The sequence below is a fragment of the Psychromicrobium xiongbiense genome (genome assembly GCF_030271165.1).
In the GTDB taxonomy this organism is placed as follows: domain Bacteria; phylum Actinomycetota; class Actinomycetes; order Actinomycetales; family Micrococcaceae; genus Renibacterium; species Renibacterium xiongbiense.
Window position 1 is genome coordinate 56,902 of sequence record NZ_JASSZH010000021.1, and the last position, 15,721, is coordinate 72,622.

Sequence of the window (15,721 nt, forward strand, 5' to 3'; positions counted from 1 at the left end):
ACGCCCGGATCAACTTCACGCGCAGATCAGCCGGCGATGCCGGCCGCGGACCGCACCGGCAGCGTCGGCATACCCAGCGACACGGAGCCCGTAGCCGCCGTGGTACTTGCGGGCCCCGCGGGAACCCCACAGGAGTCTGCCTGTGCACGATCCCAAGCGTCTCCTGCGCGGCTGCGCCGCACCCGGTACGTGCGGCCGGCTCCGGGATCTGCCACCAAGTGGAAGGACGCAGCCTCGCTGAGTGTCACGGTGACCACGTCACCGGGTCGTGGTGTCTGTTCCCCTTCCGGAACCGCAAAGTGCACCAGTCGGTTGTCCTGAGCCCGCCCGGAGAGACGGTGGGTCTGCGCTGCGCGCTTGCCCTTCTCAGCAAGGACCAGCAGCTCTACCTCGCGCCCCACCTGGGCTGCGTTCTCCTCGGCGCTGATCCGATCCTGCAGTGCAACCAATCGTTCAAACCGTTCCTGGACCACCGCTTTGGGCAGCTGATCGGGCAGGTCTGCGGCCGGTGTCCCGGGGCGCTTGGAATACTGGAAAGTGAAGGCCGTGGCGAACCGGGCCCGCTCCACGACGTCCAGCGTGTTCTGGAAGTCCTCTTCGGTCTCTCCTGGGAAGCCGACGATGATGTCCGTGGAGATTGCGGCGTGCGGAATTCGCTCACGCACCTTGTCCAGGATTCCCAGGAATTTGCTGGAACGATACGAACGGCGCATGGCCTTGAGGATGGTGTCCGAGCCCGACTGCAACGGCATATGCAGCTGCGGCATGACATTGGGCGTTTCCGCCATGGCCTCGATGACATCGTCGGTGAAGGCCGCCGGATGCGGGCTGGTGAAGCGAACCCGCTCCAGGCCGTCGATCTCACCGCAGGCCCTCAGGAGTTTGGAAAAGGCCTGCCGGTCCCCGAATTCGACTCCGTAGGAATTGACGTTCTGCCCCAGCAGGGTGACCTCGATGGCGCCATCCTCCACGAGGGCTTTGATCTCGTTGAGGATGTCCCCCGGGCGGCGGTCGCGTTCCTTGCCACGTAGCGAGGGCACGATGCAGAAGGTGCAGGTGTTGTTGCAGCCCACTGAGATGGACACCCACCCGGAGTAGACGGCATCGCGCCGGGTGGGAAGCGTGGAGGGAAAGACCTCCAGAGACTCCAGGATCTCCAGCTGGGCTTCCTGATTGTGCCGTGCGCGTTCCAGCAGCGCAGGCAGTGAGCCGACGTTGTGCGTTCCGAACACCACGTCCACCCAGGGAGCCCTGGCCACAATGGTGTCCCGGTCCTTCTGGGCAAGACATCCACCTACGGCAATCTGCATGCCGGGATGAGCTTCTTTGATCGGGGCCAGCTGGCCCAGGTTGCCGTAGAGCTTATTGTCCGCGTTCTCGCGTACGGCGCAGGTATTGAAGACGACGACGTCGGCCAGATCGCCCTCGGCGCGAACCAGGCCGGAGCTCTCCAGCAGGCCTGCCATCCGTTCGGAGTCATGGACGTTCATCTGGCATCCAAAGGTGCGCACCTGGTAGGTGCGCTGCGGAGCGGCGGTCAGGGTGTCGTTCAAAGTCACCACACTATGGTAGTCCTCCCGGGCCCGCGGGGCTCCCCAACCGTGAGAACCGTACGGCGGTCAGTACCAGCCGCTAGATACTTCGTGCGCCCAGGCGCCGCAGGGCGAGCCGTAACGACCCAGAATGTAGTTCAGGCCCCAGTTGATCTGAGTGCGGTAGTTAGTCAGCCAGTCCGAACCGGTTTGGCCCATCTTGGAAGCCGGCAGAGACTGGGGAATACCGTAGGCTCCACTGCTGGGATTGGTGGCATTGGTCAGCCAGCTCGATTCACGATTCCACAACTGAAGCAGGCAGCCGAATTGATCCTGCCCCCAGCCAAAGGCGCCCAGATTCGCCTGAGCGTAAGCCTGCGCCCCGGCCGGGTCGTTCACCGCTCCTCCGGGAATGGGTGGGGAGACCACCGGCGGTGGCGTATAGCCGCCCCCACCGGAGCCACCGGAATTACCACCAGACCCACCGGAGCCCTGTTGCGCGGCATTATGAGCCGCCCGGGCAGCCTCCTGCTGTTGGCGTTGCTGTTCTGCCGCTGCTGCGGCCGCAGCAGCTTTCGCCTGCTGGGCCGCTTCGTATTCTCTCTGGGCCTGAACGCCCTGCTGATACTTCGCATCTGTCGTGGCTGCAACATTATTCAGCGAGGCCAGTTGAGAGACCAGGGTGTCGTGCGCGCTCTGCTGAGTGCTCACTTCCACTTCCGCAGCCTTCTGCGCCGCAGCAGCAGCGTCAAGCTGCGTCCTGGCCTGGCTTTCGAGCCGGCTTCGCTCGTCCTGACTGGCCTGCAGTTGCTGCTTCAGCGCATCGGTGTACCGCTGCGCAGCCTGGGTTTTGACCAGAAGATTTGAGGTGTCCCGGGTGACGTAACCGAGCAGTGACGCCTGGTGCAGGCCTTCACTGCTGCCCAGATCTCCCAGAACGGCGAGGCTCTGCAGACCGGTCCCACCATTTTTATAGGCCTGCACGGCGAGTGAGGCAGCCTCCTGACGGAGCTGTTCCGAGGTGCGTGCGGCTGCATCGCTCTGCTGAGCGATCTCCGCCGTGCGGGCAGTGGCCGCATCCAGGGCAATCTTGGTTTCGGCATAGGTCTTCGAGGCCGTCACCGCAGCATCACCCAGCTGGGCCGCCTTCGTGGTCAGCTGCCCCAGCAGCGCAGTGATCCGGTCAGTTTCAGCCGCGGTGCTGGCAGCGTTCTGTTTAGCCTGCTGAACATCAGCCCACGACGGGTAACCACTCGGTGGCGTGTCACCGTCAGCACGTGCGGGTACTGCAGAAAGCCCGGGCAACACTAAAGCGGCGACGAGAGCCGTCACCGGAATCAGAACTCTTACCTTGTGCCTGAACCTGAACATACGGTCCCCAGAATAACCCAGGCTGCGGCAAAGATCACTACTTACCGCGTCAAAGGATCCCACCGAGCGGCTACCCGGAAACCTCCACGCCAACGTGCGGCTTAGCTGTACCCCACGTCAGACTCGGCCCCCAGGGCCTCCAATTCGGCACTGACCACCGACCATGCCAAGGAGCTGGGGTAGCCCCTGCGTGCCAGCATTGAGGTCAGTCTCCGCATCAGATTATCCCGCATGGCCCGATCCCACGGGCCATGCGGGACCGTGCGCAATTTTCTGCGGACGAGTTCCCGGGCCGAAGCTCGTTCCTGATTGTCGCTGCGCTGAGCCAGTGCCTGCTCGATCAGATCCGCCGAGATGCCTTTCTCCACCAGTTCGCGCCTGAGCACACCCCGGGCCAGTGAACGATGTTCGGCCCTGGAGCGCACCCAGAGAGCTGCAAACTCGGCATCATCGATCAGCCTGAGCTCTTCGAAGCGATCAAGAACCGTGCTGGCTACCTCATCTGGCACCTCACGTTTGGCCAGCGCATCCGTCAGCTGCTTGCGGCTTCGCGGCGAGGCCGTCAACTGCCGCAGAACAATGCTCCTGGCCAGCGCCTCTGGATCGACTGGGGCCGCTGGAGTCTCAGAGGTCATCTACAGCGCGCAGTTGCGGCGACTTGGCGTCTCCTTCAGCGGCTTTGACCCCCACGCCCAACTTCTCCTTGATCAGGCGCTCAAGCTCTTCCGCCAACTCCGGGTTATCCCGTAGGAAGCGCCTCGAGTTCTCCATCCCCTGGCCCAGCTGATCGCCATCGTAGGTAAACCAGGAACCGGACTTCTTGATGATGCCGTGCTCCACGCCCATATCGATGATCCCGCCTTCGCGAGAAATGCCCTGGCCATAGATGATGTCAAATTCCGCAACCTTGAAGGGCGGAGCCATCTTGTTCTTGACGATCTTTGCCTTGGTACGGTTACCGACCGAATCGGCGCCCTCTTTGAGGGTCTGGATCCGACGAACGTCAATGCGCACCGAGGCGTAGAACTTGAGAGCCTTACCACCGGTCGTAGTCTCGGGGCTGCCGAAGAACACGCCGATCTTCTCGCGCAGTTGGTTGATGAAGATGGCCGTGGTCTTGGTCTGGCTCAGGCGACCGGTGATTTTACGCAGCGCCTGGCTCATCAGGCGAGCCTGAAGGCCTACGTGACTGTCTCCCATCTCGCCTTCGATTTCCGCCCGGGGCACCAGGGCAGCAACGGAGTCGATCACCACGATGTCCAGCGACCCGGAGCCGACCAGCATGTCCATGATCTCCAGCGCCTGCTCACCGGTATCCGGTTGAGAGACCAGGAGCGCGTCGACATCCACGCCGAGCTTGGCTGCATAATCCGGATCCAGGGCGTGTTCGGCGTCAATAAAGGCAGCGATGCCGCCATTGCGCTGAGCATTGGCTACCGCGTGCAAAGCCACGGTGGTCTTACCCGAGGACTCCGGCCCATAGATCTCCACGACCCGCCCACGGGGAAGTCCCCCGATACCCAGCGCAACATCCAACGCAATGGAGCCCGTTGGAATGGTCTCAATCGGAGCGCGGACCTCATCGCCCAGGCGCATGATGGACCCTTTGCCAAACTGCTTGTCGATCTGGGCAAGTGCTGCTTCAAGCGCCTTTTCGCGATCCGGTGCGGCTGCCATGATGACTCCTCTGTGTGTGCTGAAACTCGATCCACGATCTCGTAGCGTTCCGTGGCGTTGAGTGAGACGCTAGACCGTGGTGCCGACAGTTTTCTGTCCGGAACACTGTTCAGGCCTGGTTTGTGAGGAAAGACCCACCGCCCCCGGGATGTGCAGGAAGAGTCGGGCCTGTTCTCAACTTCTTGAGCTCAAGCCTACCGCCGAACCGAACAAATATTCGAATGTTTTTCGGCGTGTTGGTGACCATGTTCCGCGTCATCGACGCGGTGGTACATCCCGCCCCAGCCGACGTGTCAAGGGAACATCCTGGAGCACGCACACGGCCTCCCAGACGAGCCGCGGTTCAACCCCGGTACTCAGCGCGTCCACGGCCGTCCGGCCACCCAGCGAACTCAGCACGGCATCCCGCGCCAGGGACCGCGAATACGCGGGCCCGAACTCATCATCCATCAACTTCCAGAAGTGGCTTATCCGCATCTGGAAATTGTGTCACTTCCCGACACCCCTGCAGTACCCTGGCAAGGCTCCCCTAAGCTAGTGCCATGACAGCATCCACCGGTGATCGCCAGGACCCTGCCCGGAGCACAGGCGGGCCATCCGGGAACACCACGGACAGCCGCGACGTCGGCCGGATCGACTCAGCCTCCACGGAGGCCGCCCTGGAGTCTGCAGAAGCGGAAATCAGCACGCTGTGGCGACGGGCCCGCGCGCTCTCCTACCATCTGGCGCGTGAGGTTCATTTCGATCTTGACCCGGCCGCTTACGGCCTGCTGGCGATGATCAACCGCACCGGGCCCTTGCGCCTGACCGATCTGGCGGCCAGCATCGGCGTGGGCAAGCCCTCAGTCAGCCGTCAGGTCAGCTTCCTGGAATCGATCGAGTTGGTGCGCAAGGTCAATGACCCGCTGGATGGCAGAGCGCAGCTCATCACGCTCACCGACGAAGGGCGGAGCCGCCTGGAGGCCGCTCTGGTGGCCCGCAAAGAGGCCTTGCACGCCCGTCTGGCCCAGTGGAGCCCTGCGGATATCAGCGAGTTCGCCAGACTATTGGCCAAATTCAATGGCCCCTACGACGCAGGCGCCGAGGCCTGAGCCTCGACGCCTGAACGATCGTCGATGGAGGGGTCAGCGGACCGACCTCTGATTCAGTTGTAAGCGGGCGTGCCGAATTCAGCAGACAGTTCGTCATCCAGGCTACGGCCATACCGCGCCGCAAAATCCTGCGGCAAGGTGTCCGGAACCTTCATTCCTTCAGCCACGGCAAGCCGATCGCTCACCTCACGCAGCATGATGGACAGCGGCACATCCAGTGCGGTGCAGATCGAGGAGAGCAGTTCTGAGGAGGCCTCTTTCTGACCACGCTCCACTTCGCTCAGATACCCCAACGACACCCTGGCGTTATGTGACACTTCACGCAGCGTCCGCCCCTGGCGTTGACGCAGGTCTCGCAGAACGTCACCGATTTCGTGGCGAAGCACCACCATTTTCTTGGGCGCTCCCGGTGCCACTTTCGCTTCATCCGCCAAACCCACATCCCGCCAGCGCACTACGCCGTTGACGGATACGGGTTGCTTCACCATGAGTATCGCTTCTCCTTCTTATCCCCGAAAGGCACATGTTTTCTGACCCGCAACAACCACTTGAGCCGCCTTGGATAACCTGATCAACTATCGATCAAATGGTTTTGTTCCCACCCGCGGGATGGGAAATTACTGTGAGTCGTCCTTACAGCCTGCCACTACTTCATGGGCCAGCGCCAGTACATCCGTCACCGATTGACGTCGGATGTCGTCCCGGTCACCGGAATAGTGACGTTCCACCACCCGCGTCTGTGAGTCCAACGCCACAGCGAGGAAAACAGTTCCCACGGGCTGGCCGTCGTGTGATTCCGGGCCGGCAGCCCCGGTGGTGGCCAGTCCGAGTCGACTTCCCAACCGGTGCGCCGCCCCCTGGGCCATCTGCGCGGCCACCTCACCATCCACCGACCCGACCCTCTCGAGCAAGGCGGTCGACACACCGAGCAGATCCGCTTTGACCTGATTCTGATAAGCGACGATGCCGCCCTGGAAGACGGCGGAGACCCCAGCGACAGAGACCAGGCTGGCGGCCACCGCACCACCGGTGAGTGACTCTGCGGTGGCGACCGTGAGATTCCTCCGGATCAGCTCCTGCACCAACTCCCGCGCGCACTCCGGGTTGCTCACGACTACTGTGCCCTGCCGACTCTGCGCAGCCTGATCGCCTGCAGAATGTAGTCAACTCCGGTCACCACAGTGACCACGAGTGCGGCCAGCATCACTATGAACGCCACCCACCACAACCAGGGCCATTGCGGCGTGACAGGCAGCAGGAACAGGAAGATCGCCGCAGTCTGCAATACGGTCTTCAACTTTCCGCCCCTGGATGCCGGGATCACACCGTAGCGGATCACCACAAAGCGCAGACCGGTGATGCCGAGCTCCCTGATCAGGATGACGCCGGTGATCCACCAGGAGAGCTCCCCCAGCCAGGAGAGCAGGACGAGCGCCGCACCGATCAGCAGTTTGTCCGCAATAGGATCGGCGATCTTGCCGAAATCGGTGATCAGGCCGCGCCTGCGCGCCAGGTCACCATCGAGCTGATCAGTGTAGATGGCCACACAAAAGGTCAGCAGGGCTGCCCAGCGCCACGGTCCGTAGTGCTGACTGTCAGCGAGAAAGAACCAGATGAAGAAAGGCACCATGACGATGCGAAGCACCGTCAGAAAATTGGCAATATTCAGCACGGGCACGGGGGCCGATGCCGCGGAGGACGCTCCGGGCTGGCCGGAGATCTCCTGCGGTTCGCTCACCCTCCCAGCCTACCGTCCTGCACGCCGCATCAGACTATCGCCCGGTGAGTTGCCAGGCGTCCTCGCCACCGTCGTCATCGTCGTCATCGTCGTAGTACTCAGTGGCCTGAGGCCGGGACTCCAGATCCTGAGCCACCAGATCGACCGGAGTCCCGAATCCCTGATTGATATTGGCATTATCAGCCAGTGCAGCCGTGGTCGCATCGGCCACCGCGGGAGCATCGTCGCCGCGGATCGCCGCCAGCGTCGCTGCCAGATCATCAGGTTTGACCAGGACATCACGTGCCTTGGAACCCTCGGAGGGCCCGACGACGCCGCGACTTTCCAGCAGGTCCATCAGACGCCCGGCCTTGGCGAAGCCGACCCGCAATTTGCGTTGCAACATGGACGTGGAGCCGAACTGGGAGGTGATGATCAACTCTGCGGCCTGAATCAGTACCTCGAGATCGTCACCGATCTCCTCATCGATCTGCTTCTTCGGTGCTTCCGCGGCGACATCCTCGCGGTAGACGGCCTGCAGCTGGCCCTTGACGTGCTCCACCACCTGGTGGATCTCCGACTCGCTGACCCAGGCACCCTGGACGCGCATGGCTTTCGAGGCGCCCATCGGCAGGAAGAGCGCGTCGCCCTGCCCGATCAGTTTTTCAGCACCCGGCTGATCCAGCACCACGCGGGAATCAGTCACCGAGGAGGTGGCGAAGGCCATCCGGGAGGGGACATTGGCCTTGATCAGACCGGTCACCACGTCCACCGAGGGCCGCTGGGTGGCCAGCACCAGGTGGATGCCGGCGGCGCGCGCCAGCTGGGTGATGCGGACGATCGAGTCCTCGACGTCGCGAGGGGCGACCATCATGAGGTCGGCGAGCTCGTCCACGATCACCAGGAGGTAGGGATAGGGCTTGAGGACTCGCTTGGACCCTTCCGGGAGCTTGACCTTCCCCGCACGGACCGCCTTGTTGAAGTCGTCGATGTGCTTGAAACCGAAGTTGGACAGGTCGTCGTAGCGGGTGTCCATCTCCCGCACCACCCATTGCAGTGCCTCGGCAGCTTTTTTGGGATTCGTGATGATCGGGGTGATCAGATGCGGCACGCCCTCATAGGCGGTGAGCTCCACACGCTTGGGGTCCACCATGACCATGCGCACCTCATCCGGAGTGGAGCGCATCAGAATCGAGGTGATCATCGAGTTCACAAAGGACGACTTACCGGCACCGGTGGCACCGGCCACCAGGAGGTGCGGCATCTTGGCCAGGTTCGCAACAACGAAACCACCCTCGACGTCCTTGCCGACGCCCATGACCATGGGGTGATCGGTACGCCGGGCGTTGTGAGAGCGCAGCACATCCCCCAGGGAGACCGTCTCACGATCGGTATTGGGAATCTCGATGCCGATGGCGGACTTGCCGGGGATGGGCGAAAGGATCCGGACATCGGCGCTGGCGACAGCGTAGGAGATGTTCTTGGACAGAGCGGTTACCCGCTCCACCTTGGTCCCGGCACCGAGTTCGATCTCGTAGCGGGTGACGGTCGGGCCGCGGGAGAAGCCGGTGACCTGGGCATCCACGCCGAACTGGGTGAGTACGTTGGTCAGGGCGGCAACGATCGCATCGTTGGCCTCGGAGCGCTCCTTGGGCGGCGTCCCAGGGGTCAGCAGATCCGCATTCGGCAGCGTGTACGTCACGTCCCCAGCCAGGCTCAGCTGCTCCGAACGCTGCGGAATGGGAGTATTCGGCACCTGCGCCACCAGATCCACAGCGTGCGGCGTGGCCGGGGCGGCAGGCTGCTGCAGGGCAACGTTGAGGGCTGCGGTGGAGATCGCTTCAGTGACCGGCTCAACGCCCGTCGGCACTCCGACGGGCTGAGCACCAAGGCCCTGGGCGGCTTTGAGCTCCTCCGCTGCGAGTTCGGCCCGGGTGGGGCGGCGAACGCCCGGCGGAACGGCTGGGCTGGAGGCCAGCGCCTGGGTTGGCTGGGTGCCCGGAGTGGAATCTGCGACGTCGTCATCGTCGATCACGGCGTGATCGAAGGCCTCGTCGCCGTGGTAGCCGGGCAACAGTGAGCTGTCTTCCTGAGCGGACTTGCGGCCAAACCAGGAGCGCTTCTTCGCGGGCCGGTTCATATGCTGCGCGGCCGGGCGGTCATAGAGGTAGCTCTGGTCGTGAGCGTCCAGATCCAGACGCTCACGCCCTGCAGAGGATTCGGGATCCTGACCGGTGAGGTGCTCATAGAGGTCGCTCAACCGCGAGGGGATCGACGTGACCGGTGTGGCGGTGACAATCAGCACGCTGACGAAAGCCAGGGCGGCATACACCAGCACCGCCAGCCAGACATTGAGCGAGACGAGCGGCGCAGCGGCCAGGAATCCAATGGTGCCTCCGGCCTGCCGGACACCGTCAAAACCGGCGCTGAGACTGGGTTGCCCACCCACCACATGGGCGATGGCGGCACCCGCCACGGTCATGACGGTGAAGCCGATGGCGACCCGGTTGTTCGCCCGGACCTGCTCCGGAGTCCGGAACTGACGGATCGCGCAGATGAACAGCATCAGCGGCAACAGCATGCCCATCCAGCCGACGGTTCCCTCCACGACGCCGTGAACGCCGTCAGCAAGCCAGCCCTTGAGCCCCCACCACTCGAAGGTGGCGATGCCCACGGCGACCACCAGCAACAGCAGTGCACCGCCGTCGCGGCGCAGGGCATGATCCAGCGAGGACTTGTCGTGACCGAGTCGACGGATGCCACCGCCCATCAGATGAGCCAGGCCAAGCCACAGGCCCGCTACAGCCCGCAGAGGCCAGGCAGGACGATGCTCCGCCACAGGTTCAGCCGGGCGGGAACTCGCCTTGCCCTTGGTACTCGGGGCACGACTGCTGGACGGGCGCACGGGGGAAGTTCGAGTCGCCATGGGTCCACGGTACCGCCGTGCCTAGCGTTTTCTCAGGATTTGCCGGGGTGTGGCCCCTCCTGGCCTGGGGGCCACCCCACCTCTGAACCCAGATTCGGGAGGACTATGCCTCCAGCACCACCGGGATGATCATCGGGCGACGACGCAGCTTGCGGCTGACCCAGGTGCCCATGGTGCGACGCACCACCTGCTGCAACTGGTAGGTCGTGTGTTCCTTGGACGAGGTCACCGCTTCTTCCAGCGCCGCGTTGATCTTCGGAATGACCTCCTCGAACACCGAGTCATCCTCCGCGACGCCGCGGGCGTGGATCTCCGGGCCGGAAACGACCTTTCCGGTGCTGCGGTTGACCACCGTGACCACGGAGATGAAGCCTTCATCCCCCAGGATCCGACGGTCCTTCAGATCGGTTTCGGTGACTTCACCGATGCTGGTGCCGTCGACATAGACGAAGCCGCACTCCACCTGACCGACGATGCGAGCCACATGGTCCTTCAGATCAACCACGGTGCCACCGTCGGTGAGCAGAATCCGGTCCGAGGGCACTCCGGAGGCCTCGGCGATCCGGCCGTTGGCAATCAGATGGCGGGTCTCGCCATGGACCGGCATGACGTTCTTCGGCCTGAGGATGTTGTAGCAGTACAACAGCTCCCCGGCAGCCGCGTGACCGGAGACGTGCACCTTGGCAGTGCCCTTATGGATCACCTCGGCACCGAGTTTGAGCAGGCCGTTGATCACCCGGAACACGGCGTTCTCATTGCCCGGGATCAGGCTGGAGGCCAGGATCACGGTATCGCCGGGGCCCACCTGCACACGGTGGTCACCGTTCGCCATCCGGGACAGGGCCGCCATCGGCTCCCCCTGGGAACCGGTGGACATCAGGACGACCTTCGAATCAGGAAGATTGTCCACATTCTTCAGGTCCACCAGGATGCCGTCCGGCACCTTGAGGTAGCCCAGTTGAGCGGCGATCCCCATATTGCGGACCATGGACCGCCCCACAAAGGCGACCTTCCGGCCATGCTCGGCGGCGGCATCGAGCACCTGCTGAACGCGGTGCACGTGTGAAGAGAACGAGGCGACGATGATTCGCTTCTGAGCCTCACCGAAGAGCCGGCTCAGCGTGGGGCCAATTTCCCGCTCCGAGGTGGTGAAGCCAGGCACGTCGGCGTTGGTGGAGTCGACCATGAACAGATCGACGCCCTCTTCGCCCAGGCGGGCGAAGGCGCGGAGGTCGGTGATCCGGCCATCGAGCGGCAACTGGTCCATCTTAAAGTCACCGGTGTGCAGCACGGTGCCGCCCTCGGTGCGGATGAAAACTGCCAGCGCATCCGGAATCGAGTGGTTGACCGCTACGAACTCACATTCGAAGGGGCCAAGGCGTTCGATCTGGCCCTCCTCCACAGCCAGGGTGTAGGGCTTGATCCGGTGCTCCTGTAGCTTGGCCTCGATCAGCGCCAGGGTCAGCTGAGAGCCGATCAGGGGGATGTCTGCACGCAACCGCAGGAGGTACGGAACAGCGCCGATGTGGTCCTCATGCCCGTGGGTGAGCACCACGGCCACGACATCATCGAGGCGGTCCTCGATATAGGAGAAATCCGGCAGGATCAGGTCAACGCCGGGCTGAGTCTCCTCGGGGAAGAGGACTCCGCAGTCGACGATCAGCAGCTTGCCGTCGATTTCGAAGACGGCCATGTTGCGGCCGATCTCCCCCAGACCACCCAGCGGAACGATCCGCAGGGTTCCTTCAGCGAGCGGGGGCGGGGTGTGCAGGCCTTGTAGGGCAACTTGAGTCATGCTCTCTCTTTCACCATGGAAGACTCCAACCGGCCTCCTCGAGGTCGGCCTTGACCGGAATGAGCTCCTGTTCATCCGGTTCCACCAGCGGCAATCTGACCGCTGAGTTGGGCAGGACTCCCTGCCACTTCAAGATTTGCTTCACCGAGACCGCGCCCTGCAGGTGCGTCATGGTGGCCCGGATCACCGGGTCGAGTTCGAAATGTACCGCCCGCGCGGTCGCAAAATCACCGGCCAGAGCTGCGTCAACCAGGCGACGGAACTGTGCGGTGGCCACATGGACGGTCACGCTGACCACGCCGTGAGCACCGGCGGACATCCAGGGAAGGGTCAGCCCGTCATCGCCGCAGAGCACGCTCAGATCGGTATTGGCCAGAACCCGGGTCACCGCGGAGAAATCGCCCTTGGCATCTTTGAGACCGGCGATGCGCGGGTGGTCAGCCAGGCGGAGGATGGTCTCGGTGGCAATCGGCACACCGGCGCGTCCGGGGATGTCGTAGAGCATGATCGGCAGATCGGTGGAATCCGCGACCGCCTCAAAATGCGCACGCAGGCCGTTCTGGCTGGGCTTGTTGTAGTAGGGCGTGACCAGCAGCAGGCCATCGACGCCGAGCGCCTCAGCCCGCTGGGACAGCGAGATCGAATGCCGGGTGTCATTGGTGCCGGTACCGGCGATGATCTTGGCCCGCCCGCCGACGGCCTCCCGGACCACGCGGAACATAGTGAGGTTTTCCTCGTCCGTCAGGGTGGAGGTCTCCCCCGTCGTTCCGGTGACCACCAGGCCATCGCAACCATCGTCCACGAGCTTGACCGCCAGCTTGGCGGCTTCCTCCAGATCGAGCTGGCCATCGGAGGTGAACGGGGTCACCATCGCGGCCACGAGGGTGCCGAAAGGGTAGCTGCGGGACGGATCAGTCATGCTTCAAAGGGTACCCGGTTGCGCACCGATTCGCTCGCCGGACGGGTTCGATGCCGCCCCCGATGGGCTCAGTGGTCGTGGCTGCCGGCCAGCTGGTCCAGCAGATGAGCGAGCAGGGGTTCCAGCACGGCCAGCCCGTCCCGGATTCCACCCCGGGACCCCGGAAGGTTAACGATCAGGCAGTTCCCGGCCACCCCGGCATACCCCCGACTGAGCCAGGCCGTGGCGGTCGTGGCAGAGCCCTTCAGCCTGATGGCCTCCATGATGCCGGGAATCTCCCGGTCCAGGAGCGGCCGGGTCATCTCCGGAGTCAGGTCATCCGGGGTGAGCCCGGTGCCTCCGGTGGTCAGCAGCACGGAAGCACCCGCGGCCAGCAGGTCCAGCAGAGCCTGGCGCACCGGCTCGCCATCGGGCACGATCCGTACCGGAAGCACCTCGAAGCCCTGGCTGAGAAACCAGTCTTCCAGCAGTGGCGCGCTGGTGTCCGGGCGAATGCCTGTGGAGGCGCGGGTGGATGCCACCACCAGCCCCGCGGTGCGGGTCTGACCGGAGGCAGTGCCGGTCCCTGGGGTGCTGCTGTCTGAGTCGCTGTACGGATGATCACTCATAGCGGCCATCTTTGCATCCTTCCCTCTCTCCCTCGCCGCCCGGGCCAGTTCCGGGCCTGCGCCGGGCTAGTCCAGGACGTCAGCATTCCGTAATCCGGGAGCGGACACGGGCTCCACTCCCGCTGAAAGAATGAAGGCATGAGCCTTGATCTTCAGCCCCTGCTCGGCATCATCGGCGGCAGCGGGATGTATCACCTGCCCGGCAGCCGCACCCTGCAGACGCTGAACATTCCGACGCCTTTCGGGGCGCCGTCGTCCGCCATCACCCTGGCAGAACTCAACGGCAGGCCGGTCGCGTTCCTGGCCAGACACGGTGCCGGACACCGACTGCCACCGCAGCAGATCAACTACCGGGCCAATCTGTGGGCACTCGCCTCACTGGGGGTCCGCGCGGTGATCTCCTCCGCAGCGGTCGGCTCGCTGGTGCCGGGCCAGCCCCGGGACAGCTTCGCGGTGGTCAGCGATTTCTTCGACCGCACCTGGGGCCGGGCAGACAGCTTCTACCTGGGACAGGAGGGCCTGGGCGTGCAGCACGTTCCTGCCGCGGGCGTGTTCTGCCCGAGGTTACGCTCAACGCTGGCCGACAGCCTGCGCGAGCATGGTGAAGCACATCAGGGCCACGGGACGGTGGCGGTGATCAATGGCCCACGATTCTCTTCCCCTGCGGAGTCCGCCTGGCTGGCCAGCGCCGGTGCGGAGCTGGTGAGCATGACGCAGTATCCTGAGCCGGTCCTGGCCGCTGAACTCAACCTGGGCTACGCCACGCTGGCGTATATCACCGATGCGGACACTGGCCACGATGGGTCAGAACCGGTCACCGCGGAGCTGGTGTTTGCCCGTCTCACGGCAGCCCGGGCCCGGATTCGCGCGGTTCTCGGCACCGTAGTGGAGCGTCTGGATCCGCACTACCGCGCCGAGGAACGGTTGGCTCCCGAAGTGGTTCAGGCCGTCCTGGCGCTGCCTCCCTCAGCTGAGCCGTCGAACGCCTCATTCGGGAAGGTCCAGCCCTGATGCGGCTTCTGGTCACGGGAGGTGCAGGGTTTATCGGCGGCCATGTGGTTGAGGCAGCCCTGGCCCAGGGCTGGCAGGTACGGATCCTTGATTCGCTGTCCCCGCAGGTCCACACCCAGAAACCGTCAGTACCCGATGGCGTGGAGCTGGTTCAGGGATCAGTCACCGACCCGGACGCCGTGGCGCAGGCACTGCAGGGGGTGGATCTGGTGAGTCATCAGGCCGCCAAAGTGGGTCTGGGCGTGTCTTTTGCCGATGCGCCGGACTATGTGGAACAGAACATTCATGGCACCACCGTACTGCTGGCCGGGCTGGCCCAACACCACATCCGGGGCCTGGTGCTTGCCTCCTCCATGGTGGTCTACGGGGAAGGTCTGTACCGGACGGCTGCCGGGCGGGCAGTGCGCCCGGCAGCACGGAACGAAGCCGACCTGGCCGCAGGAATTTTCGACCCCCGGGATCCCGATACCGGGGAGCTCCTGCACCCAGGTCTGCTGGATGAAGACGCGATGGTGGACCCTCGCAATGTGTACGCCACGAGCAAGCTGAGCCAGGAGCTGCTCAGCTCCCATTGGGCGCGGGAGTGCGGTGGCCGGGTGATCGCTCTGAGGTATCACAATGTGTATGGGGCACGAATGCCGAAAAACACCCCTTATGCCGGAGTCTGCAGCATTTTCCGCAGCGCGCTGGAGCGCGATGCCGCCCCGCGGGTCTTCGAGGACGGGCAGCAGCGCCGCAGTTTCGTCGAGGTGCGTGATGTGGCTGCCGCGAACCTGGCAGCCCTGCAGAGCCTGGCTCAGGATGAGCCTTGTCAGCAAAGACCCAGTTTCCGGGCCTACAACGTCGGTTCCACCGAGGTACGCACCGTGGGAGAAGTGGCCCAAGCGCTCTCTGCCGCCCTGGGCGGCCCGGCCCCGGTCATCACCGGGGAGTACCGACTCGGCGATGTGCGGCATGTGACCGCCAGCTCGGAGCGGATACACCGTGAGCTGGGCTGGACCCCCCACTATGGCTTCGTCGAGGGAATGCGGAACTTTGCGCTGGCACCGCTGCGCGACTAGCAGAGGCTGGTCA

15 protein-coding genes are annotated in these 15,721 nt (G+C 64.0%); 3 read left to right on the top strand and 12 right to left on the bottom strand.

Annotated features, from left to right (window positions below; genetic code table 11):
* Positions 1–26 precede the first annotated feature (26 nt).
* The 5 genes from miaB to QQM37_RS08230 all read right to left on the bottom strand — a co-directional run bounded on the left by miaB (position 27) and on the right by QQM37_RS08230 (position 5,057).
* The gene (miaB, locus tag QQM37_RS08210) at positions 27–1,559 is read right to left on the bottom strand and encodes a tRNA (N6-isopentenyl adenosine(37)-C2)-methylthiotransferase MiaB (protein ID WP_285726417.1); all 1,533 of its coding nucleotides are present in this window, start codon (positions 1,557–1,559) and stop codon (positions 27–29) included.
* Between the two features lie 60 nt (positions 1,560–1,619).
* Positions 1,620–2,864, bottom strand: coding sequence for an aggregation-promoting factor C-terminal-like domain-containing protein (locus tag QQM37_RS08215; RefSeq protein ID WP_285726418.1), 1,245 nt, complete (start codon positions 2,862–2,864; stop codon positions 1,620–1,622).
* 140 nt (positions 2,865–3,004) lie between these two features.
* A complete protein-coding gene (locus QQM37_RS08220) occupies positions 3,005–3,538 on the bottom strand; it encodes a regulatory protein RecX (protein WP_285726420.1) in 534 nt (177 codons plus the stop codon).
* Positions 3,528–4,580 carry a recombinase RecA gene (gene recA / locus QQM37_RS08225; protein WP_285726422.1) on the bottom strand — a complete coding sequence of 351 codons (1,053 nt, stop codon included), beginning with the start codon at positions 4,578–4,580 and terminating at the stop codon, positions 3,528–3,530. The genes QQM37_RS08220 and recA overlap by 11 nt, the downstream gene beginning before the upstream one ends.
* A 255-nt stretch (positions 4,581–4,835) precedes the next feature.
* Positions 4,836–5,057, bottom strand: coding sequence for a DUF3046 domain-containing protein (locus tag QQM37_RS08230; RefSeq protein ID WP_285726424.1), 222 nt, complete (start codon positions 5,055–5,057; stop codon positions 4,836–4,838).
* Positions 5,058–5,122: 65 nt separating this feature from the next.
* Here QQM37_RS08230 and QQM37_RS08235 point away from each other — a divergent pair, with 65 nt between their 5' ends.
* Positions 5,123–5,671 (top strand): MarR family winged helix-turn-helix transcriptional regulator, encoded by a 549-nt coding sequence (locus QQM37_RS08235; protein ID WP_285726426.1) that lies wholly within the window; start codon positions 5,123–5,125, stop codon positions 5,669–5,671.
* Between the two features lie 53 nt (positions 5,672–5,724).
* On the opposite strand, the gene QQM37_RS08240 is transcribed toward QQM37_RS08235, so the two are convergent.
* The 7 genes from QQM37_RS08240 to QQM37_RS08270 all read right to left on the bottom strand — a co-directional run bounded on the left by QQM37_RS08240 (position 5,725) and on the right by QQM37_RS08270 (position 13,636).
* The gene (locus QQM37_RS08240) at positions 5,725–6,159 is read right to left on the bottom strand and encodes a helix-turn-helix domain-containing protein (protein WP_285726428.1); all 435 of its coding nucleotides are present in this window, start codon (positions 6,157–6,159) and stop codon (positions 5,725–5,727) included.
* A 129-nt stretch (positions 6,160–6,288) separates the two neighbouring features.
* Positions 6,289–6,783, bottom strand: coding sequence for a CinA family protein (locus QQM37_RS08245; RefSeq protein WP_285726430.1), 495 nt, complete (start codon positions 6,781–6,783; stop codon positions 6,289–6,291).
* Positions 6,784–6,785: 2 nt separating this feature from the next.
* Positions 6,786–7,391: a CDP-diacylglycerol--glycerol-3-phosphate 3-phosphatidyltransferase gene (pgsA, locus tag QQM37_RS08250; protein WP_285726740.1), complete on the bottom strand. Its 606-nt coding sequence runs from the start codon at positions 7,389–7,391 to the stop codon at positions 6,786–6,788.
* A gap of 52 nt (positions 7,392–7,443) precedes the next feature.
* Positions 7,444–10,314 carry an FtsK/SpoIIIE family DNA translocase gene (locus tag QQM37_RS08255; protein ID WP_285726432.1) on the bottom strand — a complete coding sequence of 957 codons (2,871 nt, stop codon included), beginning with the start codon at positions 10,312–10,314 and terminating at the stop codon, positions 7,444–7,446.
* Between the two features lie 103 nt (positions 10,315–10,417).
* Complete coding sequence (locus QQM37_RS08260) at positions 10,418–12,109, bottom strand: ribonuclease J (RefSeq protein WP_285726434.1); 1,692 nt, start codon at positions 12,107–12,109, stop codon at positions 10,418–10,420.
* Between the two features lie 10 nt (positions 12,110–12,119).
* Entirely contained in the window at positions 12,120–13,028 is a 909-nt protein-coding gene (gene dapA / locus QQM37_RS08265; RefSeq protein WP_285726435.1) for a 4-hydroxy-tetrahydrodipicolinate synthase, read from the bottom strand.
* 68 nt (positions 13,029–13,096) lie between these two features.
* Positions 13,097–13,636: a MogA/MoaB family molybdenum cofactor biosynthesis protein gene (locus QQM37_RS08270; protein ID WP_285726437.1), complete on the bottom strand. Its 540-nt coding sequence runs from the start codon at positions 13,634–13,636 to the stop codon at positions 13,097–13,099.
* Between the two features lie 138 nt (positions 13,637–13,774).
* Here QQM37_RS08270 and QQM37_RS08275 point away from each other — a divergent pair, with 138 nt between their 5' ends.
* On the top strand, positions 13,775–14,647 hold the full coding sequence (locus QQM37_RS08275; protein WP_285726439.1) for an MTAP family purine nucleoside phosphorylase: 873 nt from the start codon (positions 13,775–13,777) through the stop codon (positions 14,645–14,647).
* On the top strand, positions 14,647–15,708 hold the full coding sequence (locus tag QQM37_RS08280; protein WP_285726440.1) for an NAD-dependent epimerase/dehydratase family protein: 1,062 nt from the start codon (positions 14,647–14,649) through the stop codon (positions 15,706–15,708). Before QQM37_RS08275 ends, QQM37_RS08280 begins: the two co-directional genes overlap by 1 nt.
* The last annotated feature ends 13 nt before the right edge of the window (positions 15,709–15,721 follow it).